This window comes from Streptomyces sp. BE20 (assembly GCF_036322525.1).
GTDB lineage: Bacteria > Actinomycetota > Actinomycetes > Streptomycetales > Streptomycetaceae > Kitasatospora.
In genome coordinates, this window is the sequence record NZ_JAQYWW010001221.1 from 1 (window position 1) to 17,846 (window position 17,846).

Annotated in this window: 15 protein-coding genes; 9 read left to right on the plus strand and 6 right to left on the minus strand. The window is 72.9% G+C overall.

What is annotated here, in order from left to right:
* Nucleotides 1-721: 721 nt before the first annotated feature.
* Together PUR61_RS41845 and ptsP are read left to right on the plus strand one after the other, a co-directional pair.
* Nucleotides 722-1,171 (plus strand): PTS sugar transporter subunit IIA, encoded by a 450-nt coding sequence (locus PUR61_RS41845; RefSeq protein ID WP_329885204.1) that lies wholly within the window; start codon nucleotides 722-724, stop codon nucleotides 1,169-1,171.
* A gap of 101 nt (nucleotides 1,172-1,272) precedes the next feature.
* A complete protein-coding gene (gene ptsP / locus PUR61_RS41850; RefSeq protein WP_329885205.1) occupies nucleotides 1,273-2,943 on the plus strand; it encodes a phosphoenolpyruvate--protein phosphotransferase in 1,671 nt (556 codons plus the stop codon).
* A gap of 122 nt (nucleotides 2,944-3,065) precedes the next feature.
* On the opposite strand, the gene PUR61_RS41855 is transcribed toward ptsP, so the two are convergent.
* The 3 genes from PUR61_RS41855 to PUR61_RS41865 form a co-directional block, all read right to left on the minus strand.
* On the minus strand, nucleotides 3,066-5,102 hold the full coding sequence (locus tag PUR61_RS41855) for an acetoacetate--CoA ligase (RefSeq protein ID WP_329885206.1): 2,037 nt from the start codon (nucleotides 5,100-5,102) through the stop codon (nucleotides 3,066-3,068).
* Between the two features lie 136 nt (nucleotides 5,103-5,238).
* Nucleotides 5,239-5,787 carry an NUDIX domain-containing protein gene (locus tag PUR61_RS41860; protein ID WP_329885207.1) on the minus strand — a complete coding sequence of 183 codons (549 nt, stop codon included), beginning with the start codon at nucleotides 5,785-5,787 and terminating at the stop codon, nucleotides 5,239-5,241.
* Between the two features lie 40 nt (nucleotides 5,788-5,827).
* On the minus strand, nucleotides 5,828-6,832 hold the full coding sequence (locus PUR61_RS41865) for an NUDIX hydrolase (RefSeq protein WP_329885208.1): 1,005 nt from the start codon (nucleotides 6,830-6,832) through the stop codon (nucleotides 5,828-5,830).
* A 154-nt stretch (nucleotides 6,833-6,986) separates the two neighbouring features.
* Here PUR61_RS41865 and mmuM point away from each other — a divergent pair, with 154 nt between their 5' ends.
* The 5 genes from mmuM (at nucleotide 6,987) to PUR61_RS41890 (ending at nucleotide 13,262) form a co-directional block, all read left to right on the plus strand.
* Nucleotides 6,987-7,907 (plus strand): homocysteine S-methyltransferase, encoded by a 921-nt coding sequence (gene mmuM / locus PUR61_RS41870; RefSeq protein ID WP_329885209.1) that lies wholly within the window; start codon nucleotides 6,987-6,989, stop codon nucleotides 7,905-7,907.
* Between the two features lie 183 nt (nucleotides 7,908-8,090).
* On the plus strand, nucleotides 8,091-8,855 hold the full coding sequence (locus PUR61_RS41875) for an IclR family transcriptional regulator (protein WP_329885210.1): 765 nt from the start codon (nucleotides 8,091-8,093) through the stop codon (nucleotides 8,853-8,855).
* A 322-nt stretch (nucleotides 8,856-9,177) separates the two neighbouring features.
* Nucleotides 9,178-9,897, plus strand: a complete 720-nt coding sequence (locus PUR61_RS41880; RefSeq protein WP_329885211.1) for an MIP/aquaporin family protein — start codon at nucleotides 9,178-9,180, stop codon at nucleotides 9,895-9,897.
* Between the two features lie 94 nt (nucleotides 9,898-9,991).
* Entirely contained in the window at nucleotides 9,992-11,518 is a 1,527-nt protein-coding gene (glpK, locus tag PUR61_RS41885) for a glycerol kinase GlpK (RefSeq protein ID WP_329885212.1), read from the plus strand.
* Between the two features lie 148 nt (nucleotides 11,519-11,666).
* Nucleotides 11,667-13,262 (plus strand): glycerol-3-phosphate dehydrogenase/oxidase, encoded by a 1,596-nt coding sequence (locus PUR61_RS41890; RefSeq protein ID WP_329885213.1) that lies wholly within the window; start codon nucleotides 11,667-11,669, stop codon nucleotides 13,260-13,262.
* A 331-nt stretch (nucleotides 13,263-13,593) separates the two neighbouring features.
* Here the strand turns inward: PUR61_RS41890 and PUR61_RS41895 are convergent, their stop codons facing one another.
* Nucleotides 13,594-14,982 carry a GntT/GntP/DsdX family permease gene (locus tag PUR61_RS41895; RefSeq protein ID WP_329885214.1) on the minus strand — a complete coding sequence of 463 codons (1,389 nt, stop codon included), beginning with the start codon at nucleotides 14,980-14,982 and terminating at the stop codon, nucleotides 13,594-13,596.
* The gene (locus tag PUR61_RS41900; protein WP_329885215.1) at nucleotides 14,979-15,533 is read right to left on the minus strand and encodes a gluconokinase; all 555 of its coding nucleotides are present in this window, start codon (nucleotides 15,531-15,533) and stop codon (nucleotides 14,979-14,981) included. Before PUR61_RS41900 ends, PUR61_RS41895 begins: the two co-directional genes overlap by 4 nt.
* A gap of 221 nt (nucleotides 15,534-15,754) precedes the next feature.
* Here PUR61_RS41900 and PUR61_RS41905 point away from each other — a divergent pair, with 221 nt between their 5' ends.
* Both PUR61_RS41905 and PUR61_RS41910 read left to right on the plus strand, forming a co-directional pair.
* On the plus strand, nucleotides 15,755-16,450 hold the full coding sequence (locus PUR61_RS41905) for a FadR/GntR family transcriptional regulator (protein WP_329885216.1): 696 nt from the start codon (nucleotides 15,755-15,757) through the stop codon (nucleotides 16,448-16,450).
* Between the two features lie 209 nt (nucleotides 16,451-16,659).
* Entirely contained in the window at nucleotides 16,660-17,103 is a 444-nt protein-coding gene (locus tag PUR61_RS41910; RefSeq protein ID WP_329885217.1) for a hypothetical protein, read from the plus strand.
* Here PUR61_RS41910 and PUR61_RS41915 read toward each other — a convergent pair.
* Nucleotides 17,079-17,843 carry a metallophosphoesterase gene (locus PUR61_RS41915; protein WP_329885218.1) on the minus strand — a complete coding sequence of 255 codons (765 nt, stop codon included), beginning with the start codon at nucleotides 17,841-17,843 and terminating at the stop codon, nucleotides 17,079-17,081. The two genes, PUR61_RS41910 and PUR61_RS41915, sit on opposite strands and share 25 nt — an antisense overlap.
* Between the last annotated feature and the right edge of the window lie 3 nt (nucleotides 17,844-17,846).

The window sequence follows — 17,846 nt, forward strand, 5'->3', positions numbered from 1 at the left end:
GTTCGTCCTGAGCCAGGATCAAACTCTCCGTGAATGTTTACTCGGCCCCGAAATCAATCAGAACCGGTCGACACCCGCGTTGAGCGGCACGGCAACCACCGGAATAGGGCGGCCCCGCGCACTGCGTCCTCGCTAGTGTTCTACTTCAAAAGGAATCTCCAACCCCGGAACAAGTCCGAGGCCGGGGATGTCAACATATCTGGCGTTGACTTTTGGCACGCTGTTGAGTTCTCAAGGAACGGACACTTCCTTCAGGCGGCTTTCACACCGGCCCTCCGGGCGCTTCGTTCTTTCGTGTTTCCAGCCTAGCAGATCCGTTTGCCAGTTCTTAACCGGCGCTTTTCGTATCTGAAACCTGGCGTTAACCGTCGTCTCGCGGCGACTCGACCAACCATAGCGGGTCGTCCGCCGGAGCGCGAATCGGGCCGCGCCGGCCGTCACCCGGTCGGAGGAGTGATTTGTTGCTCTCGCGAGCATATACAGCAATGGTCCCGATTCGCCAAGATGCCTGTAGAGTGCGGCGCATCGGCCAAGAGGACTAGACCACCAGCGGTCGGCAAGATGACCGGCTGGTGAGGGCGGACAGGCAGGTCACTTCGCCTGGGAATGTCAGCTGATGTCCGAAGTTGACATGATTTAGGCTTCAGACGATCACTGCGCTCGATCATCCTGCCGCTGTTCGCGGCCGCTCGCCTGTACTGCGCACTTGGGAGGCTCAACCATGACCACTGTGATGTCGCCGCTGACCGGCAAGGTCGTCGGGCTCGCCGGCGTGCCGGACCCCGTCTTCTCGGGCGCGATGGTCGGTCCGGGCACCGCGATCGACCCGGTCCGTCGCCCGACCGAGGCCGTCGCCCCGGTGGACGGCGTGGTCGTATCCATGCACCCGCACGCGTTCGTCGTCGTGGACGCGGACGGCCACGGCGTGCTGACCCACCTGGGCATCGACACCGTCCAGCTCAACGGCGAGGGCTTCGAGCTCCTCGTCAACAAGGGTGACACCGTCACCCGCGGCCAGGCCGTCATCAAGTGGGACCCGGCCGCCGTCGAGGCCGCCGGCAAGTCGCCGATCTCGCCGATCGTCGCGCTCGAGGCCTCGGCCGACGCGCTGGGCGACGTCCGCGAGGACGGGGAGGTCGCCGTCGGCGACGCCCTGTTCAACTGGAGCTGACCCCTCTCTACCTTCCCGACAGATCCGCCCCTCCGCACCGGACGGGGCGGCCCGGCACACAGCGGTACCCGGCGGGGCCGCTTCCCTCAGCGGAGACATACATGGAGAAGACGCTGCGCGGCGTGGGTGTCAGCCACGGGGTCGCGATCGGCCAGGTGCGGCACATGGGTACGGCGGTGCTGGAGCCGCCGGCCACCCAGATCCCCACCGAGGACGCCCCGCGTGAGCAGGCCCGCGCCCAGGCAGCCGTCGAGGCGGTGGCCGCGGACCTGATCGCCCGCGGCAACCTGGCCGGTGGCGAGGCGCAGGCCGTCCTCGAAGCTCAAGCCCTGATGGCGCAGGACCCGGAGCTGATGGCCGACGTCGCCCGCCGGATCACCGTCGGCAGCAGCGCCGAGCGCGGTGTCTACGACGCGTTCGCCGCCTACCGCGCGCTGCTGGCCTCGGCCGGGGACTACCTCGCGGGCCGGGTCGCCGACCTCGACGACGTGCGGAACCGCATCGTGGCGCGCCTGCTGGGCGTGCCGATGCCGGGCGTCCCGGACAGCGACGAGCCGTACGTGCTGTTCGCCCGGGACCTGGCGCCGGCCGACACCGCGCTGCTCGACCCGACGCTGGTGCTCGGGTTCGTGACCGAGGAGGGCGGGCCGACCAGCCACAGCGCCATCCTCGCGCGGGCCATGGGTGTGCCGGCCGTGGTCGCGCTCCCGGGAGCGGCCGACGTCGCCGAGGGCACCGTCGTCGCCGTCGACGGCAGCTCGGGCAACGTGCTGGTCGAGCCGACCGAGGAGAAGCAGGAGGAACTTCGCCGGAGCGCCGCCGAGCGCAAGGCCGCGCTGGCCGCTTCCTCCGGTCCGGGCCAGACCCTGGACGGGCACAAGGTCCCGCTGCTCGCCAACATCGGTGGACCCGCCGACCTGCCGGCCGCGCTGGAGGCCGGCGCGGAGGGCGTCGGCCTGTTCCGGACCGAGTTCCTCTTCCTGGACGACTCGGCGAAGGCGCCCAGCGAGGAGAAGCAGGTCGAGGCGTACCGCAAGGTGCTGGAGGCGTTCCCGGAGGGCCGGGTCGTGGTCCGGGCGCTGGACGCGGGCGCGGACAAGCCGCTGGACTTCCTGACCCCGGCGGACGAGCCGAACCCCGCACTCGGTGTGCGCGGTCTGCGGACGCTGCTGGAGCACCCGGAGGTCATGCAGACCCAGCTTCGTGCGCTGGCCACGGCGGCCGAGGGCCTGCCGGTGCACCTTGAGGTGATGGCCCCGATGGTGGCCGACCGCAAGGACGCCAAGGACTTCGCCGACGCGTGTCGTGAGGCGGGGCTCAACGCCAAGTTCGGCGCGATGGTCGAGATCCCGTCGGCGGCGCTGCGGGCGCGTTCGATCCTCCAGGAGGTCGAGTTCCTCTCGCTGGGAACCAACGACCTCGCCCAGTACGCCTTCGCCGCCGACCGGCAGGTCGGCGCGCTGGCCCGACTGCAGGACCCGTGGCAGCCGGCGCTGCTGGACCTGATCGCGTTCTCCGCCGAGGCCGCCGCCGCGGCCGGCAAGAGCTGCGGCGTCTGTGGCGAGGCTGCCTCCGACCCGCTGCTGGCCGTGGTGCTGACCGGTCTCGGGGTGACCAGCCTGTCGATGGGCGCGGCGTCGATCCCCTACGTGCGCACCACGCTGGGCAAGTACACGCTGGCGCAGTGCCGCCGGGCCGCCGAGGCCGCCCGTGCGACGGACAGCGCCGACGAGGCGCGGGCAGCGGCGCAGCAGGTGCTGTCCGGCGAGTAGCCGGACAGGCGGTCGAGACCGCGCGTTCCTCCGAAGAAGGGGCCCTTCCACCGTGGCGGTGGAAGGGCCCCTTCGGCGTGTCCGGGAGGGTGGCGGGGACGCGCCGGGGGGCGGCGTACCGGCTACCCGGCCTGGCGGTCGCGGCGGAGCTGCTCGAAGAAGCGCAGGTGGTCGAGGTTGTCGACGGAGCCGGGGTTGACGGCCTGGTCGAGCGGGGTGCCGGAGAGCAGGCGCTTGACCGGGACCTCGATGCGCTTGCCGGTGAGGGTGTGCGGCAGGCCGCGGACGGCGATGACCTCGTCGGGGACGTGGCGCGGGGACAGTTCGGTCCGCAGCGCGACGCGGATGCGGCCGACGAGGGCGTCGTCGAGTTCGGCGCCCGGGGCCAGGACCACGAAGAGCGGCATCCAGTAGCCGCCGTCGGGCTCCTCCAGGCCGATGACCAGGGACTCGGCGATCTCGGGGAGGCGCTCGACGACCTCGTAGATGTCGGACGAGCCCATCCGGACGCCCTGCCGGTTGAGGGTGGAGTCGGAGCGGCCGTGGATGACCACCGTGCCGCGCGAGGTGACGGTGATCCAGTCGCCGTGGCGCCAGACTCCGGGGTACGTGTCGAAGTAGCTGTCGTGGTACCGGGTGCCCTCGGGGTCGTTCCAGAAGCCGGTGGGCATCGACGGGATGGGCTTGGTGACGACGAGTTCGCCGACCTCGTCGGTGTGCGGGCGCCCCTGGACGTCCCAGGACTCGACGGCGGCGCCGAGGCACGGGGCCTGGATCTCGCCGAGGTACACCGGGAGGGTGGGGACGCCGCCGACGAAGCAGGAGCAGACGTCGGTGCCGCCGCTGACGGAGGCGAGCCAGACGTCCTCCTTGACCTCGTCGTAGATCCAGCGGAAGCCGTCCGGCGGCAGCGGGGATCCGGTGGTGCCGATGCACCGGACGGCGGAGAGGTCGAGATCGTGGCCGGGCCGGAGTTCGGCCTTGCGGCCGGCGATGACGTAGGCCGCGGAGGTGCCGAGGACGGTGGCGCCGGTGCGGGCGGCGACGGACCAGAAGGCGCCGGTGTCGGGGTGCCCGGGGCTGCCGTCGTAGGTGACGATCGTCGAGCCGACGAGGAGGCCGGCGACGAGGAAGTTCCACATCATCCAGCCGGTGGAGGTGTACCAGAGGAAGCGGTCCTCGGGGCCGAGGTCGAGGTGGAGGCCGGCCTGCTTGAGGTGCTCGACGAGGATGCCGCCCTGGCTCTGGACGATGGCCTTGGGCAGGCCGGTGGTGCCGGAGGAGTAGAGGACCCAGAGCGGGTGGTCGAACGGGACCGCCTCGAAGACCGGCTCGGCGTCGTCGGCGACCAGGTCGTCCCAGTGCAGCGCGCCCTCGGGCGCGGGGGCTCCGAGCAGGGGGACGTGGACGACCGTGCGCAGCGAGGGGAGTTCGCGGCGGAGCTCGGCGACGACGTCGGTGCGGTCGTGGTCCTTGCCGCCGTAGTGGTAGCCGTCGACGGCGAACAGGACGACGGGCTCGATCTGCTGGAGGCGGTCGAGGACGCTGCGGGCGCCGAAGTCCGGGGCACAGCTGGTCCAGACGGCGCCGACGGCCGCGGTGGCGAGGAGGGCGACGGCGGCCTGTGGGATGTTGGGCAGGTAGGCGCCGACGCGGTCGCCGGGGCGGACGCCGCGCGCGCGGAGGGCGGCGGCGAGGGAGCCGACCTGGCGGCGGAGTTCGGCCCAGGTGAGGGTGACGGGCTGTTCGGTGGTCTCGTCGAGGTGGAGGACGGCCGGCTTGTCGGCGTTGGCCCGGTCCTCGCCGTGGCGGAGGGCGTGCTCAGCGTAGTTGAGTTTGCGGCCGGGGAACCAGCGGGCGCCGGGCATGGCGGGGTCGGCCAGGACGCCGAGCGGTTCGTCGGTGCCGGCCTCGGTGGTGAGCCGGACGTCGAACCACTGGGTGACGGCCGTCCAGAAGCGGTCGAGGTCCTCGACGGACCAGGCGTGCAGGGCGGCGTAGCGGGCGGCGGCCTCGGCGTCGGAGGCGGTGGGAGCGAGCGGTGCGGCCGGGGCGCCGTGGTGCTGGGCGGCCCAGGCCTGGAAGGCCACGATCCCGGTGCTGGCGGCGCGAGCGGGGGTGGGGCGCCAGAGCGGCTGATCCTGGGGTGGAGTGCTCACGGTGGTGGTCTCCCGGCCGGTGGTAAGGACGGGGCTGCTCGTGGCAGGGCCCGCGTCCGGTTGGGGGCTGTCGGTGCAGACCCTGCCACGTGATCGGCCGGTGCGCCAGGGTCTGCCCGGCGCGGTCAGGCCCTGGTCAGGGGCGGGTGAACTCCCCGTCGTACCAGGAGCGGGAGACGCGGGTGTGGAAGGGGAAGGCGAGCGGGGTGTCCGGGGTGGAGAGCTGCCAGCCGTCGGTCTCCTCGGTGGGCACGGAGGCCGGGAGTTCGGTGAGCGGGCGGGCCGGGAGCAGGCCGAAGAGGCAGAGGAAGCCGCCGTGGGTGTCGGAGTCGGTGGCGACCAGGGTGATGTCGACGGAGTCGGCGAGGATGCCCGTCTCCTCGCGGAGTTCGCGGACGCAGGCCTGCTGCCAGCTCTCGCCGTAGTCGACGTAGCCGCCGGGGAGGGCGAGCTCGCCGTACCCGGGCTCGATGGTGCGGCGGATGACGATGAGGCCGGCGGCGGTGTCGTCCTGGGTGACGGGGAGGAGGGTGACGACGACCGGGAGCGGATTGCGGTAGCTGATCTCGGTGCACTGCGGGCAGACGCGGGGCCAGCCGTCGGTACCGGGCGGGTAGGGGGTGCCGCAGAAGTGGCAGTGGGAGTTGGGGCGGTGGCGCACCGTGCCGGCCTCGTGAATCGTCATGGCCGGATGCTAGTGGGGGCCGGCCGGAGGTGGGGCCCGGTCAGTGGATCCGTTCCCCCGCCTCTTCCTCCCGGGCGGGTCGGAGGAGGGCCGGGTGGAGGAGGCGGGCGTCGCCGGAGCGGTAGGTACGGGCGCGCGGGCCGCCGCGGGCGCCGCCGTGCTTGGTGGTGGTGCCGGTGCCTTCGACGAAGCCGGGGACGGAGAGCACCTTGCGGTGGAAATTGCCGGGGTGGAGCTTCTCGTCCCAGACGGCCTCGTAGACGGCGCGCAGCTCGGGGATGGTGAAGTCGTGCTGGAGGAAGGCGGTGGCCAGCGGGCTGTACTCGATCTTGGCGCGGGCGCGGTCGAGTCCGTCCGCGAGGATGCGGGCGTGGTCGAAGGCCAGCGCGATCGGGGCCGCGGCGCCCGGCCGGGCGCCGCCCCGGCAGGCGTAGCCCGGATCGAGGGCGGCGTCGGCGGGACCGCTCGGTGCGGGTCCGGCCGTCTCCGTCGCCCGGATGTGGGTGCCGGTGCACCTGCCGACGCCACCCCCGTGGGTGTCGGCGGGTGCACCGGCGGTCTCGGACCGGCCGGGCGGCCGGAGGTCCAGGTCGGTGACGGGGTGCCAGGCGGCTCGTGCCGCGTCCGTACCGGCCTGCGGGTCGGGCAGATCGGGGGCGAAGGCCAGGTAGGCGACGCCGACCACGTGCATGCGCGGGTCGCGGTCGGGGGCACCGTAGGTGCCGAGCTGTTCGAGGTGGATACGGCTGAGCGCGGCCGCGGCCTCGACCGTGCCGTGCAGGCCGGTCTCCTCGGCGAGCTCGCGGGCGGCGGCCTCGTCGAGGCTCTCCTCGCCGGCGCGCAGGAAGCCGCCGGGCAGCGCCCAGCGGCCCTGGTAGGGCGGCAGGGCCCGCTCGACCAGCAGGACGTGCAGGCAGCCGTGGCGCAGGGTCAGGGCGACGACGTCGACCGTGACGGCGACCGGGGTGTACGCACGGGGGTCGTAGGAGGCGAGCCACTCCTGCTCGGCGGCCGTGCGACCCGGGGTGTCGGGTGGGGTGGTCACGGCGCGCTCCTCTCCGCTCGCGGTGCGTGCCCGTCCTTCTCGGAATGAGCACAACGTAGCGATCCTTTGCCTCTGCGGCAAATGATTTTCCGGGGATCCGGGGACCGCTCTGCTTCTAGGGTGTGACCAGGAGCTTCGTCGCGAGGAGGCCGTCATGCCCAGCACTCCCCCGCCGGACTTCGCCACGGCCCTGGCGGCCGGCCCCCTGGTGCTGGACGGCGGGCTGTCCGACCGGTTGGCGGCGGCCGGCCACGACCTGGCGGACGGGCTGTGGTCGGCCCGGCTGCTGCTGGACGCGCCGGAGGCGGTGCGGGCGGTGCACCGGGCGTACTTCGAGGCGGGGGCCGAGGTCGCGATCACGGCGAGCTACCAGGCGAGTTTCGAGGGCTTCGCCCGGCGCGGGGTGGGCCGGGCCGGGGTGGCGCGGCTGCTGGCGCTCGGCGTGGAGCTGGCCCGGGAGGCGGCCGGGGGCCTGCCCGGCCGGCGGCGCTGGGTGGCGGCGTCGGTGGGGCCGTACGGCGCGGTGACCGCGGACGGCTCGGAGTACCGGGGACGGTACGGGCTGAGCACGGCCGAGCTGGAGGCGTTCCACCGGCCCCGGCTGGAGGCCCTGGCGGCGGCCGGGCCGGACGTGCTGGCACTGGAGACGGTGCCGGACGCCGACGAGGCCCGGGCCCTGCTGCGGGCGGTGCGCGGCCTGGGGGTGCCGGTCTGGTTGTCGTTCAGCGTGGCGGGCGGGCGCACCCGGGCGGGGCAGCCGCTGGCGGAGGCGTTCGCGCCGGCGGCGGAGGCGGACGAGGTGGTGGCCGTGGGAGTGAACTGCTGCGCGCCGCAGGAGGTGGACGGGGCGGTGGCGCTGGCGGCGCGGGTGACCGGCAAGCCGGTCGTGGTGTACCCGAACAGCGGCGAGGGCTGGGATGCCGCGGCGCGGGACTGGACGGGCGGTCCGACCTTCGCGGCGGAGCGGGTGGCCGGCTGGCTGTCGGGCGGGGCGCGGCTGGTGGGCGGCTGCTGCCGGGTGGGGCCGGCGCAGATCCGGGAGCTGGCCGCCGAGGTGGCCCGCTTCCGGTCCTGAGGCCGGGCGAAGGGCCGGCCCCGCGGCCGGGGCGCGCCGGGGCGGCCCCGGGGCCGCCCGGGACGGGTCGGAGGCGCGGGGTTACCGAGGGGGAAGGTGCACGGACCGGGCACGGCCTGGCAGACTCGTGCCCGTTACCACTGCGGTCGACATTGTCGACCGCCTGTCAGCCCGGAGGTACACATGCCCGGCCCGATCCAGTCACTCTCCCGGGCCGCCGCGATCATGCGCCTGCTGGCCGGCGGCGAGCGCCGCCTGGGCCTGTCCGAGGTCGCGACGGCGCTGGACCTGGCCAAGGGGACGGCACACGGCATCCTGCGCACCCTCCAGCAGGAGGGTTTCGTGGAGCAGGACCCGGAGAGCGGCAAGTACCAGCTGGGCGCGGAGCTGCTGCGGCTCGGCCAGAGCTACCTGGACGTGCACGAGCTGCGCGCGCGGGCCCTGGTATGGGCGGACGACCTGGCCAGGGCGGCCGGGGAGACCGTCTACCTGGGCGTCCTGCACCACCAGGGCGTGCTGATCGTGCACCACGTCTTCCGGCCGGACGACACCCGGCAGGTGCTGGAGGTCGGCTCGATGCAGCCGCTGCACTCCACCGCTCTGGGCAAGGTCCTGCTGGCGTACGACCCGGTGGCGCGCGGCGAGCTGGGCGACGGGCCGTACGAGCCGTACACGGCGCGGACGCTGACCTCGGCGGCCGACGTGGACGCCGAGGCGGCGCTGACCCGCGAGCGCGGCTGGGCGGACGCGGTCGAGGAGACCTGGGAGGGCGTGGCCTCGATCGGCGCACTGATCCAGGACCGGCGGCGCAACCCGGTCGGCGCGGTCTGCGTCAACGGCCCGGTGGAGCGGGTCTGCGAGGACGGCTTCGTGAAGCCGTCGCTGGTCGCGTCGGTGCGCAGCGCCGCGCGGGCGATCTCCCGGGACCTGGGCGCCGGCCGGTTCTGACCCGGGGTGCCGGGGCGCCGCCCCGGATGCACGACGTTCACGCTGAGGCGCGGACAGGCGAGTCGCCTGTCCGCGCCTTACCGTTTTGTCCAAAATTGCGACTATCCAGTCGGTGACGCCGGGTAGCGGACCGAGCAAAGGGTCACAGCTGCGTAACCCGGCCTTGACGTGAGGGCGACCCGGGGAGGAAGCTTCCGCATGACGGTCGACATTGTCGAACGATGGCCGTGCGAAACGATCCCACAGAGCGCTCACCCGCCCCCCGATCGCCCGGCCCCTGCCCCCACCCGCACCTCCGGGCCATATGGACAAGGGAGTCTTTGTGTCCGCGTTCTCCAACGGCGACATCTTCGTCGGCGAAACCCTCGGCACCGCAGCGCTGATACTTCTCGGCGGCGGCGTCTGTGCCGCCGTGACGCTCAAGAAGTCGAAGGCCCTCAACGCCGGCTGGCTGGCGATCACCTTCGGCTGGGGCTTCGCGGTGATGATCGCCGCCTACATGTCGGCCCCGAAGTCCGGCGCGCACCTGAACCCGGCGGTCACCCTGGCCCTCGCGGTGGACAGCGGCGACTGGAGCACGGTCCCGCTCTACCTCGGCTCCCAGCTGCTCGGCGCGATGATCGGCGCCGTCTTCGTGTGGCTCACCTACCTCGGCCAGTTCCAGGCCAACCAGGAGCCCACCCTCGGTATCTTCTCGACCGGCCCCGAGATCCGGAACCCGGTCCAGAACCTGCTCACCGAGATCATCGGCACCTTCGTGCTCTGCCTGGGCATCCTCACCCAGGGCCTCACCAAGGGCCTCGGCCTCTCCGGCACCGGCATCCTGATCGTCGCCTTCACCGTGGTCGGCATCGGCCTGTCACTCGGCGGCCCGACCGGGTACGCCATCAACCCGGTCCGCGACCTGGGTCCGCGCATCGTCCACGCACTGCTGCCGATCCCGAACAAGGGCGGCTCCGACTGGTCCTACGCCTGGATCCCGGTGGTCGGCCCGGTCATCGGCGGCCTGCTCGCCGGCGGCCTGTACCACGCGGCGTTCTGACGCCCCCGGGTTTCCACCCAGCCCGAGCACGGGGACTGACCTGAGAGTCAGGCCCACCCACCCCCGAATTCCGCTGAACGAGCCGAGGACCCTCATGACCTCCACTGGCACTGGCAACTACATCGCCGCGATCGACCAGGGCACCACCTCCAGCCGTTGCATCATCTTCGGCGCGGACGGCCGGATCGTCTCCGTCGACCAGCAGGAGCACCGGCAGATCTTCCCGCAGCCGGGCTACGTCGAGCACGACGCCGCCGAGATCTGGACCCGGGTGCAGTCGGTCGTCCGCGGCGCGCTGGAGAAGGCCGGACTGACCAAGGACGACATCCGCGCGATCGGCATCACCAACCAGCGCGAGACCACCGTCCTGTGGGACCGCCACACCGGCGAGCCGGTCCACAACGCGCTCGTGTGGCAGGACACCCGGACCGAGGCCCTCTGCCGCGAGCTGGGCCGCAACGTCGGCCAGGACCGCTTCCGCCGCGAGACCGGCCTCCCGCTGGCCAGCTACTTCGCCGGCCCGAAGATCCGCTGGCTGCTGGACAACGTCGAGGGCCTGCGCGAGCGCGCCGAGGCCGGCGACATCCTGTTCGGCACCATGGACACCTGGGTCATCTGGAACCTCACCGGTGGTGTCGAGGGCGGCAAGCACGTCACCGACGTGACCAACGCCAGCCGCACCATGCTGATGAACCTCCAGTCGCTGGCCTGGGACGAGAAGATCGCCGAGTCGATGGGCGTGCCGATGGCCGTCCTCCCGGAGATCCGCTCCTCCGCCGAGGTCTACGGCGAGGCCGTCGGCGACCTGGCCGGCGTGCCGGTCGCGGCGGCGCTCGGCGACCAGCAGGCCGCACTGTTCGGCCAGACCTGCTTCAACGAGGGCGAGGCCAAGTCGACCTACGGCACCGGCACCTTCCTCCTGCTGAACACCGGCGAGAAGATCGTCAACTCGTACCACGGCCTGCTGACCACCGTCGGCTACCGGATCGGCGACCAGAAGCCGGTCTACGCGCTGGAGGGCTCGATCGCCGTCACCGGCTCGCTCGTCCAGTGGCTGCGGGACCAGCTCGGCATCATCTCGACCGCCGCCGAGATCGAGACCCTCGCCAACACCGTCGAGGACAACGGCGGCGCCTACTTCGTACCGGCCTTCTCCGGCCTCTTCGCCCCGTACTGGCGCTCCGACGCCCGCGGTGTGATCGCCGGCCTCACCCGGTACGTCACCAAGGGCCACCTGGCCCGGGCCGTCCTGGAGGCCACCGCCTGGCAGACCCGCGAGGTCGTCGACGCCATGCAGAAGGACTCCGGCGTCGAGCTCACCGCCCTCAAGGTCGACGGCGGCATGACCAGCAACAACCTGCTCATGCAGAACATCGCCGACGTCCTGGACGCCCCGGTCGAGCGCCCGTACGTGGCCGAGACCACCGCCCTCGGTGCCGCCTACGCGGCCGGTCTGGCGGTCGGCTTCTGGAACGACCTCGACACCCTGCGGGCCAACTGGCACCGCGCCGCCGAGTGGACCCCGCGCATGGACGAGGCCACCCGGGAGCGCGAGTACAAGAAGTGGCTCAAGGCCGTCGAGCGCACCATGGGCTGGGTGGAGGAGGACGAGAACAACTGATCGCGAAGCCGGTCGGGGCAGCAGCCCCGGCCGGCCCGCTCCCGTTTCACCGGCCCGCCGCACCGGGCCGACCCGGCCTCTCCCCAGGGGCCGTACGCACACCGAGAGGAGTAACGGCGCAGCCCGACCCGCGCGCCGTACACACACCATGGCAACCATCCCGACCCTGGGCGCCGAGCGCTCCGCCGGCCACACCGCATCCCGTGCCGAGACCCGCGAGCTGCTGGGCAAGGCCACCTACGACCTGCTGGTGATCGGGGGCGGCATCCTCGGCACCGCCGTCGCCTGGACGGCCTCCCAGGCCGGTCTGAAGGTCGCCATGGTCGACGCCGGCGACTTCGCGGGCGCCACCTCCAGCGCCTCCTCCAAGCTGGTCCACGGCGGTCTGCGCTACCTGCAGACCGGCGCGGTCAAGCTGGTCGCCGAGAACCACAAGGAGCGCCGCGCGCTCGCCACCGACGTCGCCCCGCACCTGGTCAACCCGCTGACCTTCTTCGTGCCGGTCTACAAGGGCGGCCCGCACAGCGCGCCCAAGCTCGGCGCCGGCGTCTTCCTGTACTCCGCGCTCTCCGCCTTCCGCGACGGCATGGGCCGGGTCTCCACCGCCGCGCACGCCGCCCAGCAGGTGCCCGCGCTGCGCAGCGAGGGCCTGCGCTCGGTCGCCGTCTACGGCGACCACCAGATGAACGACTCGCGCGTCGCGGTGATGACGGTGCGCGCCGCCGTCGACGCCGGCGCGGTCGTGCTGAACCACGCCGAGGTCACCGGCCTGCGCTTCACCGGCAGCCGGGTCACCGGCGCCGAGCTGCGGGACCGCCTGGACGGCACCGAGTTCGGCGTCGACGCCCGCCTGGTGCTCAACGCCACCGGCCCGTGGGTGGACCACCTGCGCAAGATGGAGGACGCCGGCGCAGCGCCGTCGATCCGCCTCTCCAAGGGCGCCCACGTCGTCGTCAAGCGCCGCGCCCCGTGGCGTGCCGCGCTGACCATCCCGATCGACAAGTACCGCGTCTCCTTCGCCATCCCGTGGGAGGACCACGTCCTGCTCGGCACCACCGACGAGGAGTACACGGGCGACCCGCAGGACGTCCGGGCCACCGAGGCGGACATCGACCAGATCATGGGCGAGGCCGCGCACGCCATCCGCGACGAGCACCTCGACCGCGACCTGATCACCTACTCCTTCGCCGGCCTGCGGGTGCTGCCCGGCGGCCCGGGCGACACCGCCGCGGCCAAGCGCGAGACGGTCGTCACCGAGGGCAGGGGCGGCATGCTGTCGGTCGCCGGCGGCAAGTGGACCACCTACCGGCACATCGGCCGGACGGTGCTGGAGAAGCTGGCGCACGTGCCCGGCACCTCCCTCGGCGAGGACATGTCCCCGATCGCCCCGACCGTCCCGCTGCCGGGCGTCGGCGCGCCGAACGCCGTCGCGCACCGTCTGCTGATCGACCGCGAGCCGGGCTCCCGGATGGAGCCGCTGGTCGCCAAGCACCTGGCGAGCCACTACGGCACGCTCTCCTTCGAGATCGCCCGCATGATCGACGAGAACCCGGAGCTCGGCCGGCCGATCCACGAGGACGGGCCGGACGTCTGGGCGCAGGTCGCCTACGCGGCCGACAGCGAGTGGGCGTACACCGTGGACGACGTGCTGCGCCGCCGCACCACGATGACCGTCCGCGGCCTGGACACCCCGGAGATCCGCACCGAGGTCGAGGCGTTCCTGGGCAAGCGCCAGGGCAAGTAGCGCCACGGCGCAGCCGTGCCGGGCGGGCACCCCAGAGCTGGGGGTGCCCGCCCTCCGGCGTGCCGGGGCGGCGCCACGGCCGGGGGCTCCCCAACCTTGCCACCACGTTGTCGCGGTCGCACGCACACGGTGCGTCACGATCGGATCCCCGCCCGGCCCGGGGGAAGGAGCTGACGCTCCGCCCGGACGTGACGGGCGGGGAGGACGGCTGGCGGGTCCTGCTGAAGTGACCTCCCGAACGTGACGGGCGGGCGCTCCCCCTGGGGAACGCCCGCCCGTCCGTCGTTTCCGCGGACCGTCCGTCCGCCGTCCCGGAGTACCGCTACCGGGGCTAGATGATCAGGCTGAGCGGCATGATCAGCGCGATCGCGACGACCGAGATCACCGTCTCCATCACCGACCAGGACTTCAGGGTCTGGCCGACGCTCATCCCGAAGTACTCCTTCACCAGCCAGAAGCCGGCGTCGTTGACGTGCGAGAAGAAGAGCGAGCCGGCGCCGATCGCCAGGACCAGCAGGGCGGCGTGGGTCGAGGACATGTCGGCGGCCAGCGGGGCGACGATGCCGGCCGCGGTGATGGTGGCCACCGTCGCGGAGCCGGTCGCGAGCCGGATCAGGACGGCGATCAGCCAGCCGAGCAGCAGCGCCGAGATGTGCCACCTGGCCGACCACTCGCTCACCGCGTTGCCGACGCCCACGTCGATCAGGGTCTGCTTGAAGCCGCCGCCCGCACCGACGATGAAGACGATGCCGGCGATCGGGCCGAGGGACCTGCCGACCGTGTCGGAGATCCGGTCGCGGTCGAAACCGGCCGCCCGGCCGAGGGTGACCATGCCGAGCAGGGTCGTGGCGAGAAGGGCGATCAGCGGCGAGCCGATGAAGTCGAACACCCGCTGCGGCAGCGCCTTCGGGTCGTCGACCACGACGTCGGCCAGCGCCTTGCCGAGCATCAACACCACCGGCAGCAGGATGGTCGCCAGGACCGCGCCGAAGGACGGCGTGCGCTCCGGCCGTTCGACGGCTCCCTCCGGGGCGGTGTTCTCCGGGATCTCCAGCGGGCCGACCCAGCGCTCGGCGACCCGCGCGAACAGCGGGCCGGCGACGATCAGGGTCGGAACGGCGATCAGCAGGCCGAGGGCCAGGGTGATGCCGAGGTCGGCCTTCAGTGCGTCGACGGCGACCAGCGGGCCCGGGTGCGGCGGCACCAGGCCGTGCAGGACCGAGAGGCCGGCCAGGGCCGGGATGCCGATCCGCATCAGTGGCACGTTGCCCCGGCGCGCCACCAGCAGCACGATCGGGATCAGCAGGACGACACCGACCTCGAAGAAGAGCGGCAGACCGAGCACGGCCGCGATCAGCGCCATGGCCCAGGGCAGCGCCTTCGGGCCGGAGCGGGCCAGCACGGTGTCGGCGATGATGTTCGCCCCGCCCGAGTCGGCGAGCAGCTTGCCGAGCATCGCGCCCAGGCCGATCAGCAGCCCGACGCCCGCCACGGTGGCGCCGAAGCCCGTGGAGAAGCTGCCGAGCAGTTTGTCGAACGGCGCGCCCGCGACGGCCGCCAGCAGCCCCGAGCCGAGGGTGAGGGCCAGGAACGGGTGCAGCTTGAACCTGGTGATCAGCAGCACGATGGCGCCGATGCTGAGCAGCACCGCGATCAACAGCCGGAGGTCGTTGTCGGTGTGCGGCAGGGCCGGTGCGGCGGCCGCGAGGAGGGTGGTCACGCGAGGTCTCCATGGACGGGCCGCAGCAGCGCCACGGCCTTCTCGACGAGGTCTTCGGGGGACGGGCCGACGTCCAGGGCGGCGCCCCGCTCGTCCGGACCGAGGGGTTCCAGGGCCGCGTACTGCGAGTCGAGCAGCGACGTCGGCATGAAGTGGCCGGTGCGGTGGGCGAGCCGGTCCCCGACCAGCTCGTGACCGCCGCTGAGGTGCAGGAACCAGGCGTCCGGGCAGGCCTCGCGGAGGGTGTCGCGATAGCCGTGCTTCAGCGCCGAGCAGGTGACCACACCGCCGGTGCCGGCCTCGGTGCGCTCCTTGAGCCAGGCGCCGACGGCGCGCAGCCAGGGGGCCCGGTCCCGGTCGTCCAGCGGGGTGCCGGCCGACATCTTGGCGATGTTGGCGGGCGGGTGGAAGTCGTCCGCCTCGGCGAAGGGGAGGCCGAGGCGGTCGGCCAGCAGACGGGCCAGGGTGGTCTTGCCGACGCCCGAGACGCCCATCACGACGACCGTGAGGGGTGCTGCGGGGGTGTCGTGGTTCTCGACGCTGAGAGCCATGGGTGGTGCTCCTTCGTTGCCTGGCCGCCACTGTTTCTCAAAGATATGACGTATTCAAGTGCTGGAAATCAAATCGTCATACTTTTGTCCCCGGCCGGGGCGCACCGCGGGGTTCGGGGGCGCGGGCCGGACCGGGAACGCGGGCCGGACCGGGGGTGCAGGTCAGGGCCCCGGGTGCAGGTCGGGGGTGCGGGCCGGGGGCGGGCGTCTAGGCTGGGCGGATGGAGATCCAGGGGCTGCCCGGCCGACTGCTCGCGGAGCTGGGGCCGGCCATCGCGTCCGGGGAGGTTCCCGAGGGCGCGGTGCTGCGGGCCGAGGAGCTGGAGGAGCGGTTCGGGGTGTCGCGGACGGTGGTCCGCGAGTCGGTGCGGATCCTGGAGGGGATGCGCATGGTGGCCTCCCGCCGCCGGGTCGGGATCACCGTGCAGCCCAAGTCGGACTGGGACGTCTTCGATCCGCTGGTGATCCGCTGGCGGCTGGCGGGCGCCGACCGCCCCGCGCAGCTGCGCTCGCTCGGCTCGCTCCGGCTGGCCGTGGAGCCGGCCGCGGCGGCCCTCGCCGCCCACCACGCCACCGACGACGAGCGGCGCCGACTCAGCTCCCTGGCCGTCGAGTTGACGGTGACGGCGCGCGCCGCCGACCTGGCCGCCTTCCTCCAGCACGACATCGACTTCCACGCCACCGTGCTGCGCGCCTCCCGCAACGAGATGTTCGCGCACCTCGGTGACACCGTGGGGGCGGTGCTCACCGGCCGGACCGAGTACCATCTGATGCCCCATCAGCCCGAGCCGTACGCGATCCGGCTGCACCGCGAGGTCGCGGAGGCGGTCTGCGCGGGGGACGCCGAACACGCCGAGCGGGCGATGCGGACGATCGTGACGGGCGCGCTGGAGGAGCTCGGTCGTCAACTGGGCTGAGCGCCCGGAGGTTTCGGCCGCTCCGGCCCTGATCACACGATTTGGTGTCAGTTCGGGGGATTCGTGCGCATAGTCCGGGTACGACAGGGCAGAGTGGTGCAGAGGGGCGCGCTCCCGGCCGCCGGTCACTCCGGAACCCTGCCCGCCCCGACCGGTTCCACCCGTGTCCGCCCGCGTACGCCGCCGTGACCGCGCCTGGGGGTCGCTCGATGTCATCCGCACGCCGTCGCCGCCGTCTGCCCGACGAGGTGCGGACCACCGTCGTCCGGGCGGTGCTCTGTCTCGCCTTCACCCTGGTCGGCATCGTCCTCGCGGCGCTGTCCTCCTACGCCGACAGCTGGTTGATGACACCGGCCCTGATGGCGATGGGGCTCGGGGTGTTCGGCACGATGTGGTGCCTGCTGGAGATCCTGATCTCGCGTCAGGTAGCCGCGCAGCGGATGCGCGGGCCGGACTCCGCCTCGCCGATGGCCGGCAGCCGGGCCCCGGCGGGGCCACGACCGGCGCCGCGGCCGGGGCCGCCGGGAACCGCTCCCCCGCCGGCCGGCCAGCCGCGGCCGCAGGCACGCGCCGCGACGTACCCGCCGGTGTACCCGCCCCCGCACCCGCCGGCCGGCCACGGGCCGCGTCAGCCGGAGGTGACCACCCGGTAGTGGGTGGTGAGCCGTCCGGTGTCGTCCAGCACGTGGAAGGCGACCATCGGCGGCTGGTCGTAGGTGATCTCGGCCCCGCCCTCGCAGGGCAGCGCGACGGTGGAGACCACGCCCGGCGCGACCAGCAGCGGCAGTCCCGCGAAGGTGGTGGCCGCCGCGGTGTGGGCGTGACCGCAGAGCAGCGCCCTGACCCGGGGGTGGCGGCCCAGCACCTCGGCGAGCCGCTCCTCGCCGAACTGCCGGATCGGGTCCACGTACGGCAGGTGCAGCACCACCGGGGGGTGGTGGAAGGCCACCAGCGCGGGGCGGTCCGGCGCCCCCTCGGCCAGCGTGCGGTCCAGCCAGCCGAGGGTCTCCTCGTCGAGCAGGCCGTCGTGCCGGCCCGGGACGGAGGAGTCCAGCATCAGCACGTCGGCGCCGGGCAGCCGGTGCAGCCGGTTGACCGGGCCGTCGGCGGGCCCCTCGCCGAGCAGCACCTCCCGGTAGGGCCCGCGTATGTCGTGGTTGCCGGGACAGAACAGCACCGGGTGGCGGGAGACCAGCGCCTCGGCGACCTCGCGGTACTCGGCGGGCAGGCCGTGGTCCGCGAGGTCGCCGGTGACCAGGACGGCGTCCGGCGCGCCGGGCAGGGCGTCGAGGTACGCCATCACCCGCTCGGCCCGCCCGCGCGCCCGCGCACCGCCGTCCCCGTGGTGGTCCTGGCCCAGATGGATGTCGCTGAAGTGAACGATCGTCAACATGCG

Coding starts and splice junctions, on each gene's coding strand:
- PUR61_RS41905 (WP_329885216.1), top strand. CDS start 15,755: ATGGAGATCCAGGGGCTGCCCGGCCGACTGCTCGCGGAGCTGGGGCCG.
- PUR61_RS41910 (WP_329885217.1), top strand. CDS start 16,660: ATGTCATCCGCACGCCGTCGCCGCCGTCTGCCCGACGAGGTGCGGACC.
- mmuM (WP_329885209.1), top strand. CDS start 6,987: ATGCCCAGCACTCCCCCGCCGGACTTCGCCACGGCCCTGGCGGCCGGC.
- PUR61_RS41900 (WP_329885215.1), bottom strand. CDS start 15,533: ATGGCTCTCAGCGTCGAGAACCACGACACCCCCGCAGCACCCCTCACG.
- PUR61_RS41845 (WP_329885204.1), top strand. CDS start 722: ATGACCACTGTGATGTCGCCGCTGACCGGCAAGGTCGTCGGGCTCGCC.
- glpK (WP_329885212.1), top strand. CDS start 9,992: ATGACCTCCACTGGCACTGGCAACTACATCGCCGCGATCGACCAGGGC.
- PUR61_RS41875 (WP_329885210.1), top strand. CDS start 8,091: ATGCCCGGCCCGATCCAGTCACTCTCCCGGGCCGCCGCGATCATGCGC.
- PUR61_RS41890 (WP_329885213.1), top strand. CDS start 11,667: ATGGCAACCATCCCGACCCTGGGCGCCGAGCGCTCCGCCGGCCACACC.
- PUR61_RS41860 (WP_329885207.1), bottom strand. CDS start 5,787: ATGACGATTCACGAGGCCGGCACGGTGCGCCACCGCCCCAACTCCCAC.
- ptsP (WP_329885205.1), top strand. CDS start 1,273: ATGGAGAAGACGCTGCGCGGCGTGGGTGTCAGCCACGGGGTCGCGATC.
- PUR61_RS41915 (WP_329885218.1), bottom strand. CDS start 17,843: ATGTTGACGATCGTTCACTTCAGCGACATCCATCTGGGCCAGGACCAC.